The 20,027-nt window shown below is 37.3% G+C and carries 18 protein-coding genes; 5 read left to right on the top strand and 13 right to left on the bottom strand.

Going from position 1 to position 20,027, the window contains the following annotated elements:
* Positions 1 to 16 precede the first annotated feature (16 nt).
* From A9Q68_RS01550 to miaA, 7 genes are all read right to left on the bottom strand, one after another.
* Positions 17 to 535 (bottom strand): adenine phosphoribosyltransferase, encoded by a 519-nt coding sequence (locus A9Q68_RS01550; RefSeq protein ID WP_071792904.1) that lies wholly within the window; start codon positions 533 to 535, stop codon positions 17 to 19.
* Between the two features lie 126 nt (positions 536 to 661).
* Entirely contained in the window at positions 662 to 2,869 is a 2,208-nt protein-coding gene (gene recJ / locus A9Q68_RS01545; RefSeq protein ID WP_071792903.1) for a single-stranded-DNA-specific exonuclease RecJ, read from the bottom strand.
* The gene (locus A9Q68_RS01540) at positions 2,866 to 3,630 is read right to left on the bottom strand and encodes an SDR family NAD(P)-dependent oxidoreductase (RefSeq protein ID WP_071792902.1); all 765 of its coding nucleotides are present in this window, start codon (positions 3,628 to 3,630) and stop codon (positions 2,866 to 2,868) included. The genes recJ and A9Q68_RS01540 overlap by 4 nt, the downstream gene beginning before the upstream one ends.
* Positions 3,630 to 4,559, bottom strand: a complete 930-nt coding sequence (rnz, locus tag A9Q68_RS01535; RefSeq protein ID WP_071792901.1) for a ribonuclease Z — start codon at positions 4,557 to 4,559, stop codon at positions 3,630 to 3,632. Before rnz ends, A9Q68_RS01540 begins: the two co-directional genes overlap by 1 nt.
* Before the next feature lie 5 nt (positions 4,560 to 4,564).
* A complete protein-coding gene (locus A9Q68_RS01530; protein ID WP_071792900.1) occupies positions 4,565 to 5,206 on the bottom strand; it encodes a cystathionine beta-lyase in 642 nt (213 codons plus the stop codon).
* The gene (hflX, locus tag A9Q68_RS01525; RefSeq protein ID WP_106404002.1) at positions 5,199 to 6,437 is read right to left on the bottom strand and encodes a GTPase HflX; all 1,239 of its coding nucleotides are present in this window, start codon (positions 6,435 to 6,437) and stop codon (positions 5,199 to 5,201) included. Before hflX ends, A9Q68_RS01530 begins: the two co-directional genes overlap by 8 nt.
* A gap of 85 nt (positions 6,438 to 6,522) precedes the next feature.
* A complete protein-coding gene (gene miaA, locus A9Q68_RS01520) occupies positions 6,523 to 7,413 on the bottom strand; it encodes a tRNA (adenosine(37)-N6)-dimethylallyltransferase MiaA (protein WP_206281795.1) in 891 nt (296 codons plus the stop codon).
* Between the two features lie 134 nt (positions 7,414 to 7,547).
* Between miaA and A9Q68_RS01515 the strand changes: the two genes are divergently transcribed.
* Complete coding sequence (locus tag A9Q68_RS01515) at positions 7,548 to 7,724, top strand: DUF3042 family protein (protein WP_071792898.1); 177 nt, start codon at positions 7,548 to 7,550, stop codon at positions 7,722 to 7,724.
* Between the two features lie 20 nt (positions 7,725 to 7,744).
* On the opposite strand, the gene A9Q68_RS01510 is transcribed toward A9Q68_RS01515, so the two are convergent.
* From A9Q68_RS01510 to trhO, 3 genes are all read right to left on the bottom strand, one after another.
* The gene (locus A9Q68_RS01510) at positions 7,745 to 8,656 is read right to left on the bottom strand and encodes a TDT family transporter (RefSeq protein ID WP_071792897.1); all 912 of its coding nucleotides are present in this window, start codon (positions 8,654 to 8,656) and stop codon (positions 7,745 to 7,747) included.
* A gap of 13 nt (positions 8,657 to 8,669) precedes the next feature.
* On the bottom strand, positions 8,670 to 9,476 hold the full coding sequence (locus A9Q68_RS01505) for a cation efflux transmembrane domain-containing protein (RefSeq protein WP_240494201.1): 807 nt from the start codon (positions 9,474 to 9,476) through the stop codon (positions 8,670 to 8,672).
* A gap of 76 nt (positions 9,477 to 9,552) precedes the next feature.
* The gene (gene trhO, locus A9Q68_RS01500) at positions 9,553 to 10,539 is read right to left on the bottom strand and encodes an oxygen-dependent tRNA uridine(34) hydroxylase TrhO (protein ID WP_071792896.1); all 987 of its coding nucleotides are present in this window, start codon (positions 10,537 to 10,539) and stop codon (positions 9,553 to 9,555) included.
* Between the two features lie 172 nt (positions 10,540 to 10,711).
* Here trhO and A9Q68_RS01495 point away from each other — a divergent pair, with 172 nt between their 5' ends.
* Positions 10,712 to 11,017, top strand: a complete 306-nt coding sequence (locus tag A9Q68_RS01495) for a hypothetical protein (RefSeq protein WP_071792895.1) — start codon at positions 10,712 to 10,714, stop codon at positions 11,015 to 11,017.
* A 115-nt stretch (positions 11,018 to 11,132) separates the two neighbouring features.
* Here A9Q68_RS01495 and glgP read toward each other — a convergent pair whose 3' ends face one another.
* From glgP to A9Q68_RS01480, 3 genes are all read right to left on the bottom strand, one after another.
* On the bottom strand, positions 11,133 to 13,397 hold the full coding sequence (gene glgP, locus A9Q68_RS01490; protein ID WP_071792894.1) for a glycogen/starch/alpha-glucan family phosphorylase: 2,265 nt from the start codon (positions 13,395 to 13,397) through the stop codon (positions 11,133 to 11,135).
* 20 nt (positions 13,398 to 13,417) lie between these two features.
* Positions 13,418 to 14,920, bottom strand: a complete 1,503-nt coding sequence (malQ, locus tag A9Q68_RS01485; RefSeq protein ID WP_071792893.1) for a 4-alpha-glucanotransferase — start codon at positions 14,918 to 14,920, stop codon at positions 13,418 to 13,420.
* An 82-nt stretch (positions 14,921 to 15,002) separates the two neighbouring features.
* Complete coding sequence (locus tag A9Q68_RS01480) at positions 15,003 to 16,037, bottom strand: LacI family DNA-binding transcriptional regulator (RefSeq protein WP_071792892.1); 1,035 nt, start codon at positions 16,035 to 16,037, stop codon at positions 15,003 to 15,005.
* A 210-nt stretch (positions 16,038 to 16,247) separates the two neighbouring features.
* Between A9Q68_RS01480 and A9Q68_RS01475 the strand changes: the two genes are divergently transcribed.
* From A9Q68_RS01475 to A9Q68_RS01465, 3 genes are all read left to right on the top strand, one after another.
* The gene (locus tag A9Q68_RS01475) at positions 16,248 to 17,498 is read left to right on the top strand and encodes an extracellular solute-binding protein (protein ID WP_071792891.1); all 1,251 of its coding nucleotides are present in this window, start codon (positions 16,248 to 16,250) and stop codon (positions 17,496 to 17,498) included.
* Positions 17,499 to 17,735: 237 nt separating this feature from the next.
* The gene (locus A9Q68_RS01470) at positions 17,736 to 19,097 is read left to right on the top strand and encodes a carbohydrate ABC transporter permease (protein WP_071792890.1); all 1,362 of its coding nucleotides are present in this window, start codon (positions 17,736 to 17,738) and stop codon (positions 19,095 to 19,097) included.
* The gene (locus A9Q68_RS01465) at positions 19,097 to 19,933 is read left to right on the top strand and encodes a sugar ABC transporter permease (RefSeq protein WP_071792889.1); all 837 of its coding nucleotides are present in this window, start codon (positions 19,097 to 19,099) and stop codon (positions 19,931 to 19,933) included. Before A9Q68_RS01470 ends, A9Q68_RS01465 begins: the two co-directional genes overlap by 1 nt.
* The last annotated feature ends 94 nt before the right edge of the window (positions 19,934 to 20,027 follow it).

Genomic DNA, 20,027 nt, shown 5'->3' with positions numbered 1-20,027 from the left:
TAGTGATTACTCTTGCTTAACCTGGGAAATTCATAAGAACTTTATAGTCGATATCTTTTAATGCTTCACGACCATTTAAGCCATCTAATTCAATCAGGAATGCACAACCTGCAACTACACCACCAAGTTTTTCAACCATTTCAATAGTGGCTTTAACAGTACCGCCAGTTGCTAATAAGTCATCAACAATCATGACGCGTTGACCAGGTTTGATGGCATCTGCATGCATGGTTAAAGTATCTAAGCCATACTCTTTTTCATAATCAGCTGATACAACTTCACGTGGTAATTTTCCTGGTTTACGGACAGGTGCAAAACCAATTCCTAGCTCAACTGCAACTGGACAACCAATGATAAATCCACGAGCTTCTGGACCAACAATCATGTCAATCTCTTTATCGGCTGCATATTGGCAGATTTCTCTAATAGCGTAGCTGTAAGCTTTACCATCAGCCATTAAAGGTGAGATATCACGGAAAGTAATCCCTTCTTTAGGGTAGTTTTCAATAGATGCGATGTAAGGTGTTAAGTTCATAATACTTTATTTTCTTTCTAGTTTAACTTTCTGTATCGATGTCAATACGCTTTATTATAGCATGAAATCGCATTTTCGTAAATGAAAGGGTTAAGGTATTAGCCATTAGCTAATACCTCTAAAATCTCAGTTTCCTTGACCTTTCAAGTAGGCATAAATCTCTTCTGGCTTAGCAAGAGCCATGATTTCCTGAAACTTAACTAATTCTTTTAGGTCCTGGTAAATCATGCTATCTGAAATAGCACGTTTCTCTGCCTCTTTATTAACTGTCATGAGGCCATTCTCAATGGAAACAAAACCTAACTCTTCAAAAATTTGAATCATCTTCACTAATAAAATTTTCTCAATTTTTAAATAGGTGCTCAGCTCTTGTAGCTTGAAGCGGATATCAAATTCCGGAAACTGATAGATGGTTTTGTAGAGGCGGGCAAATTGGTCCTTATTGCCATAACCCGTTAGATAATATGGTTTTTCAATGCTATTTTTAAAGTAAACAGCCTGGTAATCATTTTTTGAGAAGGCTTCTTTAAATGCTTGAATCTCTTCTGGAATCTTATCAAGAACCACAATCTGGTTATTTGGATCTTCTGAAAAGAGGGAAATCTGATCTGGTATTTTTGCCGTTTTAGAACGGATATCAATCAATTGGACACCATCTACTCTGGCGTCAACTAACATCAGTTGCAAGCTGGTATTGCCATTCCAGACATTTACAGATAAGCTTACTGCTAATTCCAAGCCTTTTGCTTGTTGAAATTCAAGGGCCAAATGCCCCTGATTAAAGGCCAGGAGATCGGTTTCCAAATTACCTTTTTTAAGCCTCAATTTTAGATGAACATTATTGGCGCCCAAGGTTCTGGCCTGGCTAATCTGAAAATCAGTCACTCTATAAATGGGTTTTCGATTGTACATGCCGAATGGTGCTAATTTCTGAACACTTTTTATGAGGTCTAAAGAGAGATCCTGCAAATCCAAATCTTGGTCAATACTTAAGTGATTTTTTTGAGTGATATCAATATTCTGTTCAGTGATATAATCGCAGAGAACTTGAGATAAGGCCTCCAAGTTATCAACTGGTAAAGTCATCCCAGCAGCACCAGCATGACCTCCAAAGGCCGTCATAATTTCCCGATGTGGATTAATGGCCTGGAAGATATCGACCGCATCAATACTTCGAGCCGAACCTTTAGCAAAGCCATTGTCAATATTTAAAACAACCACCGTTTGGCTAATTTTCTCCATTATCCGGCCGGCAACTATGCCAAGAACCCCAGGATGCCAACCCGCTTTAGCCAAAACTTGCACTGGTTTTTCTGAGTCAACCATTTGCAAAGCTTCTTGGAAAATGGATTCCACTAATTCCTTACGTTCTTCATTTTTTTGATAAATCATCTGGGCAATTTCTTGAGCTTCCTCATCATCAAAACCAGTCAAAAGCTCAATAGCTGGATTAGGATCATCCAAACGACCTAGTGCATTGAGTTGAGGGGCAATTTTAAAACCGATGACATCTTCGTCAAACTGATCAAAATCAACCTTGGAAAGAGCCATCAATTCTTGCAAACCAACCCTTTCACTGGATCGGAGAATTTGCAGCCCATTCTTGACAAAAATCCGATTTTCATCGCGTAAACTTACCATATCAGCCACAGTTCCAATAGCTACTAAATCTAAAAATTCCGTCGGAACTGATTCTAAAAGGGCAGTCGCTAGCTTAAAAGCAACCCCACAACCAGCCAACTTTTTAAAAGGATAGTCAGCTCCTGGATGTTCTGGATGGATAATGGCAAAAGCTTCTGGCAGGGTGTCCGGCAGACCATGGTGGTCGGTAACGATAACATCAACACCCTTGGCTTGCGCGAAAGCAATAGCCTCATGACCAGAAACTCCATTGTCAACAGTAATAATTAAAGTGATAGCTTCCTGCTCAATAAAATATTTATAAACGCTGAGATTTGGGCCATAACCATCGGTAAAGCGATTGGGTAGATATACCCGCACCTCTGCTCCCATCATTTCTAACGTTTCCTTCATGATAGAAGCTGACGTCATGCCATCAGCATCATAATCCCCATAAATGAGGATGTTTTCGGCATTTTCAATGGCTTGTCTAATTCTCGGAACTGCTTTTTCCATATCATGTAAAAGATAGGGATCATGTAAGGCTGATAAATCTGCATTCAAAAAGGCCAGCATTTCTTCCTCACTTCGAATGCCACGTTGAAAAAGGAGTTGAGCTGACTGTTTAGATAAGCCTTGAGCTTTAGCAAGCTTAAAAAAGCCAGTATCTGGCTCTTCTTGTTTGATCTCCCATTGATAATTAGCTTTAATCATTTATAATTAAAAACCTTTCTTGCAAGATAATCGGATAAACCTGGGCAGAGGGTATAAAAAAGATGAGTTAGAGATAAGGTCCAAGGCAGATTAATCTCCCTTTTTTGCTTACCAAAAACTGCTACCACTTTTTTAGCTACTTGGTCTGGTTCCAAGGCAAAAGCTGATACTTTTTCCAAATAAGTTCCTGTTGGGTCAGCCTCTTTGAAGAAAGCTGTTTTAATGGGACCAGGATTGATGCTAGTAACAATAACACCTTTTTCTGCTAATTCTAAACGTAAAGCATTAGAATAGCCAATCATGGCAAATTTGCTGGCCGCATATAAACTGGATTTGCTAGAAGCAACTAAACCAGCCATTGAAACAATATTAATAATATGACCCTTACCATGCGCAGCCATTCTAGCACCAATCAAGCGACAAAAATCCATGGAAGCAAAGGTATTAACTTTAAACATCCTTTCAACATCCTGATGATCATAGTCATCAAAGGCCTTAAAGGCACCAAAGCCAGCATTGTTAATTAGAATATCAATGTGTCCAAATTCTAAATAAAGTTCTGCCACTAAATGTTCAATAGCATCAGCATTCGTAATATCAATTTGAATACATTTCTTTTGCTTACGATTACCATAGATTTCTTCGAGTTGTGCCTTATTACGACCAAGCAAGATAAGAAAATCTGATTCTTTTATGTGTTTAACCATGGCTTGGGCTAAACCACCAGATGCACCCGTTATGACAATGATTTTTTCAGTCATTAAATCGTCACTTCCTCAAAGTCTTTAACCATTTTGACAGCCCCAAATACTTGAGCTGCGTCTATTTCCATTTGGCGACAATCACGCCCTAAAAAGCGGGCTGAAACATGGTTCAATAATAAGCGTTTAACGCCAGCTGCCTTAGCAATTTCCGCCGCTTGCATATTCGTTGAGTGACCATGATTTTTAGCGATTCGGTCATCACCTTTGCCATAAGTTGACTCATGGACTAAGACATCCGCATCCTTGGCTAGAGTAATGCTGGCATCCGTTTTTCGTGTATCACCAAGAATCGTAATGACTTTACCCTTTTTAGGTGCTGAAATAAAGTCTTTGGCAAAAAGAACACTACCATCTTCCAAGGTCACGTCTTGTCCATTCTTAATTTTCCCAAATAGGGGACCGAAAGGAAGACCTGCTGCTTTTAAAGCTTCAGCGTCTAAAGTACCTTCTAGGTCTTTTTGGACAACCCGATAACCCATACAAAAAACTGTATGCGCCAGCTTTTCCGCATAGACGATAAACTTATCAGTTTCCAAAATCTTGCCCAAGTTCTTTTCTGAAAATTCATGGTATGAAATCTTATAAGGCAAGCGACTACCAGAAACAGCTAAACTCCCTTGAACAAAGTTTTTAATGCCAACTGGCCCGTAAATCTCAATATCCGTTTGTTCTTCACTGGCTTGGAAGGCGCGACTTGATAAGAAACCAGGGAGACCAAAAATATGGTCGCCATGAAGATGGGTAATAAAAATTTTCTGAATTTTGCGAGGTTTGATGGTTGTTTCTAAAATTTGTCTTTGGGTACCTTCACCACAATCAAACATCCAAACCTCATTAATTTCATCTAGAAGCTTTAATACTAAACTGGAAACATTACGCTGTTTGGCTGGTTGGCCCGCGCCCGTCCCTAAAAATTGTAATTCCATATATCCTATACTTTCTCTTCGATAATGTAAACTTGGCATTCTCGCTGTTGGAAGCCATAGTATTTTTGCCCTGAGAAGGACTGACTAAGATTAAAGACTTCGTCAGCATTGTAACCTGATAAAAGAACAATCTGACCTGATTGGAAGGCCTTAGTCAGTAAAGCACCTTCAAGTTCAATGGCCTGAGGGTTGTCTAAGTTAAAGTCTTTCTTGCCCATTTTGACCATTCCCTCTTCCTGATAAATCAGATAGTTGGGGAAAATTTGGGCCAGTTCAAAGAAAAGTCCTTCTCCAGCTTTCACTTCTTCTTCAGCAAAAACAATAGCAATTTCCTGATGATCTTGATATGTGAAACCATAGGCCTTACCAGATAAATTTAAACGGACAAATGGCTTCTGCTCAGTAAATGTTGGTTGCTTTTGAAATAAATCAAGGGCCTTACACAAGTCAAAATAGTAGTCACAAGCTGCTTGTGGAGATTGCTTTTGATAAATTTCTGCAAAGTAAGCATTAATAACACTTGGTGGCGGTGTGATAAAGGCCATCTTCTGCTCATGACTTAACCCTTGCAAACTTTCTTTCAGATAATTTAAATCAAGTGTGGTGTAGCCACCATGATTTGTTGCTAGAGCAAGATAATCAGTCATATAATTCTTCTAATCTCCATTTTTGTTTAGGGGAAATATAACCCGAAATTTCTTCCACTTCATCTTCAAAACTGTAAGCATCCAATAGTGCCACTTTATTTAAATCATAAAGTTTATAAGCCTTATCCTGATGAACTTTTATTGAGAAAGGCAGGTATAAATCCCGAATATGATCAATAATGATGCGTCTCAAAAGACTACGGCTTTCAGGATTTTTGGCCGATAGTCTGACGTTGGGAAAAGCTGTTGCAGTTAAGCTAGTGGCTTGATCCATTTTATTGTAGATAGCTAAACGAGGGATGTCTAGCATCTCTAAATCCTTCAAAATATCGAGGACCACTTTTTCTTGTTCAGAATGATTGGGGTCACTGGCATCAATAACATGCAGTAGCAAGTCAACATGACGACTTTCTTCTAAGGTTGATTTAAAGGCCGCCACTAACTCGGTTGGTAAATCCTGAATAAAACCAACCGTATCGGTTAAGGTCGCCTTAAATTGATTTTGCAAATAAATCTGTTTGGTCGTTGCATCAAGTGTCGCAAAAAGTTCATTAGCTTCATATTGACCATCATCAGTTAAGACATTCATGATGGTAGACTTACCAGCGTTGGTATAACCAATCAAACCAATTTTAAAGGTTTCTGACTGAATACGACGATCCCTAATGGTTTGACGATTTTTCTCCACTACAGCTAGTTGGCGTTCAATATCCGAAATTTGATGACGAATTGACCTCCGGTTTAATTCCAACTGACTCTCACCAGGACCACGACTACCAATCCCACCAGCTTGACGACTAAGCATAATCCCTTGGCCAACCAAACGTGGTAACATGTATTTGAGTTGAGCTAAATGAACTTGTAACTTTCCCTCATGACTCCGTGCACGCATGGCAAAAATATCCAAAATCAACTGCATCCGGTCAATGACTTTTACCTCTAAAGCAGTTTCTAAGTTAGAATTCTGTCTAGGGGTCAGTCGATTATTGACCACCACCGTATCAATTTCTTCAGCATCAATGATGGCTTTTATTTCTTCTAATTTACCAGATCCAATAAAGGTTTTACTATCATATTTATCACGTTTTTGTACATATGAATCGATGACCATAGCCCCAGCTGTTTTTGCTAAACTCGCTAGTTCTTCCATCGACATGTCAAAATTCTCGCTGGTCTGCAAGGCAACGCCTAACAGGATCACCCGTTCTTGTTCCGTCTTTGTTTCTGTCATTGCCATAGCTTTTCCTCCGAATTCCGTAACCTCTATTATACCATAAAAACCCATCTTTCTAAAGAATAGGACTCCCTTTTTGAGGCTACTTATCTGCTAAAAACCTTGTCACTTCTTCCATAACGGCTTGGGGATAGTTATCTGCCGTGATGGGGTAAAATGGAACGGCCATGCGATTTCTAAACCAAGTTAATTGGCGTTTGGCAAAGCGACGACTATTTTGCTTCAATTGGTCACTTGCTTCTTCCAAACTTGCTTCACCTTTGAAATATGGAAAGAGTTCTTTATAGCCGATTGCTCTTGCTGCTTGAACATTAGGATAATTATCATAAAGCCACTTAGCCTCATCCAATAAACCTTCTTCCATCATCCGGTCGACTCGTTGATTGATACGGTCATAAATGACCTGACGGTCATCATTTAAGCCAATCAACAAATAGTCATAAGGAAAGTCCTGATTGCTTAAATCTTTCCCAAATCGATCTAACTCTAAGGCTCTGATTGCCCTACGACGGTTAAGTTCTGGTATCTCAATTTGTTTATCAGCAATCATCTTATATAAGTCTTCTGTCTCTAAACTTTCCAACTCTGCCCGATAAGTGAGTAAGGCTTCTTGATCAAGCTGACCGCCAAGATGATAGCCCTCAAGCAAACTTTGCAAGTAGAGGCCGGTGCCACCGACCAAAATGGGAAGTTTACCCTTTGCTAGAATTTCCTGGATAGCTTGATTAGCGTCGGTCACAAAATCAAAGGCTGAATAATTTTCAGTAACCTCACGGATATCGATTAAGTGGTGGGGGGCTGCTGCTTGTTCTTCCTTTGTCGCTTTAGCAGTTCCAATGTCTAACTGACGATAAACTTGCTGACTATCTCCAGAAATGATTTCGCCATTGAAGGCCTGGCCTAAGCGAATACCTAAGTCTGTCTTACCAACAGCGGTTGGACCGACAATAACTACTATCTTGTCTTTTTTTATCATGACTTTTCTTTTCTTCTTCATCTTTCAAAAAACATCTTTTTCTTGATTATTATTGTAAATTTAGTTACCATATATTATAACATAAGAGCAGGGTGAACTAGAGTCACTTGTTATAGAAACGGAGAAAAGTTATGTCAAAGAAATATCTATTTGCTAAAGGTTTAGCAACTGGTGTTGTTGCAACTGCAGCTACTGTTGCTGGTGCTGTTTTCGCAGTTAAGAAAACAATCATCGACCCAGAAGAAGAAAAAGAAGCATTTATCGAAGAAAATCGTAAAAAAGCAGCTCGACGTCGCGTAGCTCGCTAAAAGTAAAAAGGTTCAAGGACTTATCCTTGAACCTTTTTCTTTGCTAAAAAAATCAGATAATTGATAAAAACATAAGTCACTAGGGCAGTGGCAATAAGTATTTCAGTCAAAATAACGATGTGAAACTTTTGTTCTCGACCTAAGTAAATCAGTGAAGCCCGACAAGCTGTAGCACTAATAACAAAAGGGAACGTAAAGGCTGCAAAACCTGGATTAAAGGCTCTCTTTATTAAGACTGGCAATTGGGCCAAGACAAAAAAGTAAACCACTTGTGAGGAAATCAATAAAAAGATGACCATTCCGTTATCTGGCTGCGGAAATGTTGCCAGATAGGCCGCTGCAAGCAAGGACAAAGGGGCACAAAAAGTAGAAATATTTGGTTTTGTCGCCCCTTCTAAACCAATTTTATAGGTTTTGTAAGTCATAAAAGGCAGTACTAAAAAAGTTAGAAGGAGACCTAGCCAAAAAATAACTTGTCCTAGTCTAAAATGTTGGCTGAATGGAGCTGTTAAGGCTGCCATTGCTATTCCCACAAACAAAACAGACCAAGAGGGGAAGACACTGGACCATTTAAAATGAATGACAAAGGTCCAAATATAGTAAAGCATCAGGCTGATATTGCCAACTAGGAATAGGCACCAAAGACTGTGTCCTAAGCTAAAATTGCCGATTTTGATGATTAATGATGAAAATAATAGCCCTGTCATAAAAAATGTTGGAAAAACTGAGGCTATTAAGGGAGACCTGAGTTCCTCTAGTGCTCTTTTAGGTTCTTTAATAATTGAAAATATTAAATAAAGGTAAAGAATCGCTGCTGGGATTTGAAAGAGAATCCTCAAACTTTGGCTAAAGTTTCCTAGTAAGTTGCCTAAGGCAGTCATGCCTAAGATTAAGCCTGATAGGACTAAGGGTGGTTGATGAAAATGTCGCATATTGTCACTTTTTCTAACGGGATAATGAGATTATTTTGAAAGCTCCTCTGACGACCAAAACGAAAATGGCGAAACCTATGATTAAATCCGGAATTGGCGATTGGAAGATTGCTACCAAAAGACTGGTCAACATCAGTCCTAAATTGATCAGAATGTCATTGGAAGTAAAGATTTTACTAGCTTTCATATGGAGACCTTGATTTTTGGACTTGGCAATTAAAAAATAGGCCAAACTATTGGCCAGCAAAGCCATAAGCGAAACCAAAAACATACCGGTCACATTAGGGAGATAATGGGGCTGAGTCACCCTTATAAAAACATTGATAAAACCAATGAGGGCTAAAAAGAGTTGGAAATAACCAGCAAGACTTGAAACCATCTTTTGTCTGGCCAGACTAGATCCGACAGCGTATAAAGCCATAGCATAGACCAAACTATCAGCCAGCATATCTAAACCATCAGCTGCGATGCCCAAAGATTGGAAAAGTAGGGAAGCTACTTCTTCAATCACGAAAAAACCAGCATTAATGGCTAAGACCTGCCATAAAATCCGGCGGTCCAAACCTGATTCTTCTTGAAGCCCTTGTCCTTCTTCTAAGGCTTTGGTGAATAGCAGTTGCGTTCCAAGTTTAAGTGGTATTAAAGCTTGTAAAATAGCCTGTTCGCTTTCTTGGTGAATCAGCTCTGCTTCTCTCTTGTCTAGGTCAATCTGAATCGATTCAATGGTCTCGAATGATCCAAGAGCCATGCGGACCATTTGTTCCTCACTAGCACAATCCATTTTAGGAATAGCTAATCGAGTTAGCTGTTTTTGCATCATTATTACTCCTTACAAGCCTATATTATAGCATAATACAAGGAAAAAAAGGACTCCACTTGGAATCCTTTTTTCAAAATTATACAGTTTCTAATGTTGGCAATGTTTCACCAATTCCTTCTAAGCGACTAGCCCATTCTTGGCGGCTTAGCCCGTGCTCAGCAACATAGCGATTGCGTTCGTGGGCGCGACATTCTGGCGAGCAACCACGAACATATTTAGCCTCATTCTCCTCAGAAGCAAAGATTTGCTTGTTACAGAATGGATTAGCACAATTAACGTAACGTTCACAAGGTTGACCATCGAAGTAATCTTTGGCTACTACTGTTGGGTCTACATGGTTAATTGGCACAGCAATACGTTCGTCAAAGACATACATAGCACCATCCCAAAGTTCGCCTTGAACCTCTGGGTCTTTACCGTAAGTGGCAATCCCACCGTGTAATTGGCCAACATCTTTAAAGCCTTCACGGACCATCCAACCTGAGAATTTTTCACAACGAACGCCACCAGTACAGTAAACTACGACACGTTTTTCCATGAATTTTTCTTTGTTATCACGAACCCATTGAGGTAGGTCACGGAAATTACGGATATCTGGGCGAATCGCACCACGGAAATGACCTAAATCATATTCATAGTCATTACGCGTATCAAGGACTACCGTGTCCTCATCTAAAAGGGCTTCCTTAAATTGTTTAGGGTTAAGGTACTCACCAGTTACTTCTAATGGATTAATATCGTTATCAAAATCATTATCCTCTAAACCAAGGTGAACGATTTCTTTTTTATAACGGACAAACATTTTTTTGAAAGCTTGCTCATCTTCTTCGTCCATTTTGAACCAAAGGTCAGCAAAGCGTTCATCACTATGAACCCAATCCATATATTTTTGTGTTGTTTCATAATCACCAGAAACAGTACCATTAATACCTTCGTCGGCGATTAAAATACGGCCTTTAAGACCAATTGATTTACAAAATGCTAAATGTTCTGCTGCATATTCTTGGGCATTTTCAATAGCCACATATTTATAGTAGAGAAGAACTCTAATTTTTTCTGACATGATATCTCCTATGTTATCAAAAGTTTTACATATTATTATACCGTCTCTTAAGAAAGCAACGCAATCAATTAGCTTGCTCAAAAAATCACAAAATACCAAATAATTGACTGAAAGTCTTAAATATGAAAGAATGAAAGTGGTAACAATCTTATTGACGATAAAGGAGAAAAAAATGTCTTACGAACTATGTCTTGAATATGGTACTTACCCTCTTACAGTGGTTGATGCACAACTTGGGGAAGATAATGAGATTCCTGAGTTTATTCAGAATGATAAAGCACTCCTGGAAAAATTGGAAAAGTTAAACACCCTTTTCCACGAGCTCTTCTTAACGATTGAGTGCCAGTTCCACTACATTGGCCATGAATACCCAGAGAAAAGACAAGCCATTAAAGACTTATACCAAGAAGTCGTCAATGATTTAAAGGAAAACTATGCCGATCAAGAAATCAAAATTCATCATTTGTTGATTTCATAATAATACTTAAGATAATAAAAGCATTCAGTTCAAATGAACTGAATGCTTTTTTGTTTAGGAGCTTTGTTGTAATGATTTTGTTTTTGGAATTTAGCTTGAATGTATTTTTAGAAGATTAGTTTGAATGCCAGATTTCTTGGTTGTACTGTTCAATGGTCCGGTCTGAAGAGAAGAATCCAGCTTTAGCAATATTGTTAACAACTTTTGTCATCCACAAGTCTTGATCTTCATAATCAGCAAACATTTTTTCTTTAACCTCAATGTATTCAGCTAAATCAATCAATGTCATGAACCAGTCTTTATTAATTAATTCTTTGTAAAGACGTTCAAGTCGTGCAACATTACCTAAGTCTAACATTTCTGGACTGATGATAAAGTTAACAGCTGCTTTGATGTCTGGATGAATATCATAATAATGTTTAGCCACATAGCCACCATCAGCATAAAGATTGATAATGGTATCTGAATCTTTACCAAAGGTATAAATGTTATCCATTCCTGCTAATTCTGCAATCTCAACATTGGCACCATCCATAGTACCAAGTGTTAAAGCACCATTGAGCATGAATTTCATATTGCCTGTTCCAGATGCTTCTTTAGAAGCAAGTGAAATTTGTTCAGAAATATCAGTGGCTGGAATTAAGTGTTCTGCAACTGTTACATTATAGTTTTCGACTAAATGAACATTTAAATATGGGCTTACTTCTGGATCATTGTTAATGAGTTCAGATAAGCAAAGAATTAAATGAATAATATCTTGAGCAATAATGTAGGCTGGAGCTGCTTTACCACCAAAAATTACTGTAATTTTACGTTTTGGTAAGTTTCCTTTTTTGATGTCCAAGTACTTATGAATAACATATAGGGCATTCATTTGCTGACGCTTGTACTCATGGAATCGTTTGATTTGAGTGTCAACGATTGAGTTCTCATCAAGTTCGATTCCCTTGTTATCTTTAAGGTAACGTTTCAAGGCTAATTTATTGTTATATTTAATCTCAGCCAATTTCGAATGCACTTCTTTATTATCAGCAAAGGCTAATAATTTTTCAAGTTTAGCAGCATCTGTTAAGTAGTCATCACCGATTAATTCTTTAATATAATCAGCTAAGTCTTGGTTAGCGAATTCTAACCAACGACGGAAGGTAATGCCGTTTGTTTTGTTATTAAATTTCTCTGGGTATAATTGATAGAATGCTTTAAGTTCACTGTTTTTAAGAATTTCAGTATGAAGGGCAGCAACACCATTAACACTTGTTGCAAAGTGGATATCCATATGAGCCATATGAACGCGACCAGATTCATCGATAATTTGAACGGCTTTGTCAGCCACTTCTGAAGCCACTAAAGCATGTAATTTTTCAATAATAACAACTAAATGTGGAACAACTTCATTCAAGTAGTCTAATGGCCATTTTTCAAGGGCTTCTGCCAAAATCGTATGGTTTGTATAACCAACCATTTGTCTAACAACTGAAACAGCTTCCTCAAAATCAAAACCATGTTTTTCAGTCAAAAGACGAATTAATTCTGGGATGACCATTGATGGATGGGTATCATTAATTTGAACATAGGCATAATCAGCTAAATCGTGAAGATTTGAACCACGTTCAATAGCTTCTTCAATCAATAATTGCGCTGCATTAGATACCATAAAGTATTGTTGATAAATACGTAATAATTCACCATTACGATCTGAGTCATCAGGGTAAAGGAAGAGGGTTAAGTTCTTTTTGATTTCAGTTTTATCAAAAGAAATACCATCCTTGATAAGACCATAATCAACACCTTCAATGTCAAATAAATTGAGGTAATTTTTTGTATCGCGTTTATAACCTAAGACATCAATGCGATCTAAACGTGATTTTAAAGTAAAGTTTTTAAAAGGAACATCATAAGAAATAGTTGTTGGAACCAACCAAGATTCATCTTCAATCCAATAGTTTGGCTCTGCTTCTTGTTCATTGTTTTTAAAGACTTGTTTAAAAAGACCACAATGGTAGTTAAGACCAACACCTTCCCCATTAATTCCTAAACTCGAAATGGAATCAACAAAACATGAAGCTAGGCGTCCAAGCCCACCATTACCTAATGATGGTTCTAACTCAACATCTTCTACTTCCGCAATTGATTTGCCAGCAGCTGCTAATTCGTCTTTGACTTCTTTATAAATACCTAAGTTGATTAAGTTATTTGATAATAATTTACCAATAAGAAATTCTGCAGAAATATAGTAAACTTTACGTTTAGCAGTATTTTTACTTTTTTCAGCAGCTGCTTCTTTAACATAACTTAACAATGATAAGTAGATTTCTTCATTTTGCGCTTGCGCTAATGATTTCCCTAGACGGTTCTCAGTGTAAGTTGTAAATGTTGACATGTTTTCCTCTTTTCAAAAAATTAATTATTGCTTCTAGCTCTACCATATAACTCTGTTAAATGAGTCAGATAAGCTTTATGTTCTACTGTTAAGTCTTCAGCAAGCATCCGCCATTGCCAGTTGCCACCAACTGTATTAGGCATGTTCATACGACTATCTGCAGGTTTATCCAATAAATCTTGCATACAGAGAATAGAATAGTCACAAACAGATGCAAAAATTGTTCGTAACATGGCTTTATTAATTGGTTCGTGATCTGCTTGTCCAAGGTATTCTTTAACAAAACGAGCTTGTTTAACCGTTAAGTTTTCATACCATCCATTAATCACTTCATTATCATGTGTTCCAGTGTATGCAATATTATTGGCACTATAATTATGTGGTAAGTCGAAACTTTTGCTCGTTTCGTCATAAAGACCAAATTCTAAAATTTTCATTCCTGGGAAACCAGTCTCAGACAATAATTTTTCTGCCCGAGCATCAATGTATCCCAAGTTCTCAGCTATGATTGGCAGGTCACCCAAGGCCTCTTTGACTGCTGTAAAGAGTTCAAAGCCAGGCGCTGAAGCCCAATGTCCATTCTTAGCTGTCTTATCACCGCCAGGGATTTCCCAAAAGTCAGAAAAGCCTTTAAAGTGGTCGATACGAACGTGGTCGTACATTTTGCAACTTTCTTGGATACGGAAAATCCACCATGCAAAGTCTGTAGACAAATGGTTATTCCAATCGTAAATCGGATTACCCCAAAGTTGGCCGTCTTCACTAAAGCCATCAGCAGGAACACCAGCGATATACATAGGTTTCTTGTCTTGATCAACCTTGAATAATTCAGGCATTGTCCAGACTTCAACACTATCAGCTGAAATGTAGATAGGCATATCACCAATAATTTCAATACCATTATCGTTAGCATAGGTCTTCAATTCAAACCATTGTTGGAAGAAGAAATATTGACAAACTTTATGGTAATTAATGACATCTTTAAGCTCTGAACGATATTTAGCTAAAGCTGCTTCTTCACGTTTAATGATGGCCACATCTGACCATTCTTGTAAAGCTCTGTTTCCAAAGTGCTCTTTTATAGCCATAAATTCAGCAAAGTCAGTAACCCATGTCGCAGATTGTTCAAAAACTGATAAAGCTTCTGGTCCCTCGGCTGACGCTAGAAAATTAGCTACTGCTGTTTCCAAAATAGGACGTCTAGCATGGAAAATTTTTGCATAATCAACGGCTTCAGGGTCAGTTCCAAAATCAACACCTGCAAAATCAGATACTTTTAGGTAGCCTGCTCTTACTAATAAAGTAAAATCGATAAAATGCGTATTACCTGCAATTGCTGAAAAAGATTGATAAGGTGAATCACCGAAACTAGTCGTTGATAGTGGCAAAATTTGCCAAAAAGTTTGTTTTGTTTCTTTCAAAAAATCGACAAAGTCATAAGCAGATTTGCCAAAGGTTCCAATTCCAAATTCTCCTGGTAGAGAACTAATATGCATTAGAACTCCACTTGCACGTTTTTCCATACGAATACCTCTCATAATAGTGACTATGATGAAATTATAACGCAACCGTTTGCGTAAGTCAACAAGAAAAAACAATATTTTTTTAAATACTGTTTTTACTTTTTGTTAAATTACGGACACTTTCACGTTTTTTTAGGGTAAAGGGAACCAGAATTTTTTGACTTAAACCGCTGCCTTTAGCATTGATAATTTCCATTAATTGTTTAAAAGAAGTAACTCCCAAATTCTCTACATTAATATCAAAAGTCGTTAAGTAAGGATGTACTAATTTACAATAAGTAGAATTATTAAAAGTAATCAATGAAATATCATCAGGAACTTTTAAACCATAAAAAGATAAAAGTTGAACCATGCGAACAGTAAGAACGTCACCGATAACAATTAGAGCTGTCGCTTTAAAGTCAAAAATGGTTTGAACTAATTCTTCAACATTTAAGGCATCACTACGATCGAACAAGACCATGGGTTTTGATTCTAACTTCAAACGAATACAACCTTTTAAATAGCCAATATAACGTTCTGATGCAACTTCAGACTCTAAATCATCCGTTATAAAAAGGATTTTCTCGTGGCCATTTTCATGTAAGTAATTGACTGCTGTCTTTGCCATCAATTGGTTGTCATTATCAATATAGGTAATACTATTTTCATCCCCTTCAGGGGCTCCGACAATTACAAAAGGAATATTATTGGCCATTAAATATTTTTTAACGGGATCATTGAGTTCACTATATAAGATAATAAAACCATCGACACGTTTTTGCAAATGCATCAATTTTACTTGTTCTTCCAATGCTTCAACTGACATACCTGTTGCTATGGATATGGTAAAATGATATTTTTTGGCTTCATTTGTAATTGTAGATAGAATTTGCATGAAAAAAGGCTCAGATAAACGGTCGCTAAATGTAATTGGTGGAAAAACCAAACCAATATTGTGAGTTAGTCCACTGGCCAAAATTTGAGCCGCCACATTTGGTACATAGCCTAATTCCTGCATAGCCTTGCGTACTTTGTCTTTTGTTTTTTCCGAAATGGATTTATTATCTTTTAATACGCGACTAACTGTTGAAGGATTGACACCAGCCTTTTGCGCAACATCTTTAATTGTTACCATTTAGAACCTCGTCCATGTGATTGTCTTGATATGAATTAAATTCATATGTTTAAACCATTATACAATTATATAGTGAAAAATCAAACAGTCTTTAAAGACTTCTAAAGACAATTATTAAGATTTTTTAAAATATTTTTCAAAAAACTATTGACATAATCTGCAAACGGTTGCATAATAGAGATATAAAATATTTCTTAGGAGGAAATAGCTATGAAATCATGGCAAAAAGTTATCGTCAGCGGAGCAAGTCTTACACTTGCTAGTACTCTTCTAGTTGGATGTTCACAAGGTTCAAACGCTAAAAGTGAATCTGCTTCATCAGACTCAAAAACAATTAAATTATGGGTCCCAACTGGATCTAAAAAATCATACGCAGATACAGTTGCAAAATTCGAAAAAGATTCTGGCTACAAAGTAAAAGTTGTTGAATCTGAAGATCCAAAAGCACAAGAAAAAATCAAAAAAGATGCAAGTACTGCTGCTGATGTCTTCTCACTTCCTCATGACCAATTAGGTCAATTAGTAGAATCAGGTACTATTCAAGAAGTTCCTGCTAAATACACTGAAGATATCGCTAAAAACGATACTGACCAAGCTATCGCTGGTGCACAATACAAAGGTAAAACTTACGGATTCCCATTTGGTATTGAATCACAAGTTCTTTTCTACAATAAAGAAAAATTAAGTGCTGAAGATGTTAAATCATACGAAACAATTACATCAAAAGCTACTTTCGGTGGTAACTTCAAACAAGCTAACGCTTATGCTACTGGTCCTTTATTCATGTCTGTTGGTAACACATTATTTGGTGCTAACGGTGAAGATGTTAAAGGTACAAACTGGGGCAATGAAAAAGGTGCAGCTGTTCTTAAATGGATTGCAGACCAAAAAAATAACAAAGGTTTCGTAAGCTTAGATGCTAACAACGGTATGTCTAAATTTGGCGACGGTTCAGTTGCTGCATTTGAATCAGGACCTTGGGATTATGCTGCTGCTCAAGATGCTATTGGTAAAGATAAACTTGCTGTAGCTGCTTATCCAAAAGTGACTATCGGTGGTCAAGAAGTTCAACAAAAAGCTTTCTTAGGTGTTAAACTTTATGCTGTTAACCAAGCACCAGCTAAAGGTGATGCTAAACGTATTGCTGCAAGCTACAAACTTGCTTCATACTTAACAAATGCAGAAAGCCAAGAAAACCAATTCAAAACTCGTAACATCGTTCCTTCAAACAAAACAGTTCAATCTTCTAAAGAAGTTCAATCAAACGAACTTGCTAAAACTGTTATCACAATGGGATCTTCATCAGATTACACTGTTGTAATGCCAAAACTTAGCCAAATGGGTACTTTCTGGACTGAAAGTGCAGCTATCCTTAGCGATGCCTTCAACGGTAAAATTAAAGAAGGCGATTTCTTAGCTAAATTACAACAATTTGACAAAGATATTGCAGCAACTAAATAATCATTAATGACATTGAACAAGTTTGGAGTTGCTAACTATTAGATTACTCTGTTATCTTCTCCGATAGGGAGTGGATCTAAGTCTCCATTAACATAGAGATTTAGACCACTCCTACTTGTTTTTTTCAATAGAAAGCTATATGCTACTTAAATTTTTAAATGTTCTTAAAAATTTAAGTAACATTTTAGCTACCAGGACATTTTTTCTGGTAAACTGTCCTAAAAGGAGAAATTTTTTATGACTGAAAAAAATTTGGCAAGGCAAGTTAGCCTTTCTGAAGCATTTAAAAAAGGTGGAATAGATATTAAACTTTCCGCATTGATTATGGGGTTTGCTAACCTTGCAAATAAACAAATTATCAAGGGACTTTTATTTCTAATCACTGAGGTTGTTTTCCTAATCGCCTTTATTAGCCAAATTATCCCAGCCTTTTCAGGTCTTATTACCTTAGGTACACAAACACAAGGTATGGTAACCAAAAACATCGATGGCATTAAAATGCAAGTTGCAGTCGCTGGCGATAATTCAATGCTCATGCTTATTTTTGGTTTAGCCGCTATTATTTTCTGTTTAGTTTTTGCATATATTTATTGGTGCAACCTTATGAGTGCCCACAATCTCTACATGCTAAAAAGCCAAGGTGAAAAAATCCCAACTTTTAAAGATGATTTCATGACCTTAGCAAATGGTCGTTTCCATATGACCTTGATGGCTATTCCATTAATTGGTATTTTACTCTTCACTATCTTGCCACTTATTTACATGATTTGTTTGGCCTTCACAAACTTTGACCATAATCATTTACCGCCAAAATCACTCTTTGATTGGGTTGGCTTAACAAACTTTGGTAGTATTTTGACTGGACGGATGGCTGGTACATTCTTCCCTGTCTTCTCTTGGACCTTGATTTGGGCAGTCTTTGCCACAGTAACAAACTTTTTCTTCGGTATTGTTCTTGCATTACTAATCAATACAAAAGGTTTGAAATTGAAAAAAATGTGGCGAACAATTTTTGTTATTACCATTGCTGTTCCACAATTCATCTCACTTCTTATCATGCGTAACTTGCTTAATGATGAAGGACCCGTCAATGCTCTTCTATACAAACTAGGCATTATCAAACACGCACTTCCATTCCTTTCAGATCCAATCTGGGCGAAATTCTCAATCATATTTGTCAATATGTGGATTGGTATTCCTTTTACTATGCTAGTTGCTACTGGTATTATCATGAATTTACCAAGTGAACAAATTGAAGCAGCGGAAATCGACGGTGCAAGTAAATTCCAAATTTTCCGTTCTATCACTTTCCCACAGATTCTTTTGATCATGACACCAAATTTGATTCAACAGTTTATTGGTAATATCAATAACTTTAACGTTATCTACCTCCTCACTGGTGGAGGACCGACAAACTCTGAATATTACCAAGCAGGTACAACTGATTTGCTTGTTACTTGGCTCTATAAATTAACAGTAACGGCTGCCGACTATAATTTAGCTTCCGTAATTGGAATCTTAATTTTCGCAGTTTCTGCAATTTTCAGCTTACTGGCCTATACACGTACCGCATCATACAAGGAAGGAACTGCTAAATAATGAAAAATAAACGTCGCTTCCAACTTGGATTAGTTTATACAACCCTTACAGTTTTAGCCATCATTTGGCTCTTCCCAATTATCTGGGTAGTCCTTACAAGTTTTCGTGGTGAAGGAACAGCCTATGTTAATTACTTCATGCCAAAAACCTTCACCCTCAAAAACTACATTATGTTATTTACCAATGAGTCCTTCCCATTCGGACGTTGGTTCTTAAACACTTTCATTGTTGCAACAGCAACATGCATCATCTCAACTTTTATCACCGTAGCCATGGCTTACTCACTCAGCCGGATCAAATTTAAGCATCGTAACGGATTTTTAAAATTAGCTTTAGTCTTGAATATGTTCCCAGGTTTCATGAGTATGATTGCCATCTATTATATTCTTAAAGCAATTGGCTTAACTCAGACGCTAACAGCATTAGTTTTGGTCTACTCAGCAGGTGCTGCGCTTGGTTTCTACATTGCTAAAGGATTCTTTGATACCATCCCATATTCACTTGATGAATCAGCTATGATTGATGGCGCAACTCGTATGGATATCTTCTTCAAGATTACCCTACCATTGTCAAAACCAATCATTGTCTACACTGCTCTTCTTGCCTTTATGGGACCTTGGATTGACTTTATCTTTGCCCAAGTTATTCTAGGTGACGCCACAAGCAAATATACGGTAGCTATCGGCCTATTCTCAATGCTTCAGCCAGATACCATTAACGAATGGTTCCGAGCATTTACAGCAGGTTCAATTCTCATCGCTATCCCAATCACCTTACTCTTCATCTTTATGCAAAAATATTATGTTGAAGGCATTACAGGTGGTTCTGTTAAATAGTAAAAAAAAGAAATTACTGATGTAATTTCTTTTTTGGCTCTATAATTTCTCTAGTGGGTAAATCCACAAAAGAGATTATAGGGACTTTTTTCAT

Source organism: Streptococcus bovimastitidis, from assembly GCF_001885095.1.
Taxonomy (GTDB): Bacteria; Bacillota; Bacilli; order Lactobacillales; family Streptococcaceae; genus Streptococcus; species Streptococcus bovimastitidis.
Note: the sequence above shows the minus strand (reverse complement) of the source record. Positions and strands in the feature narration are given on the sequence as shown.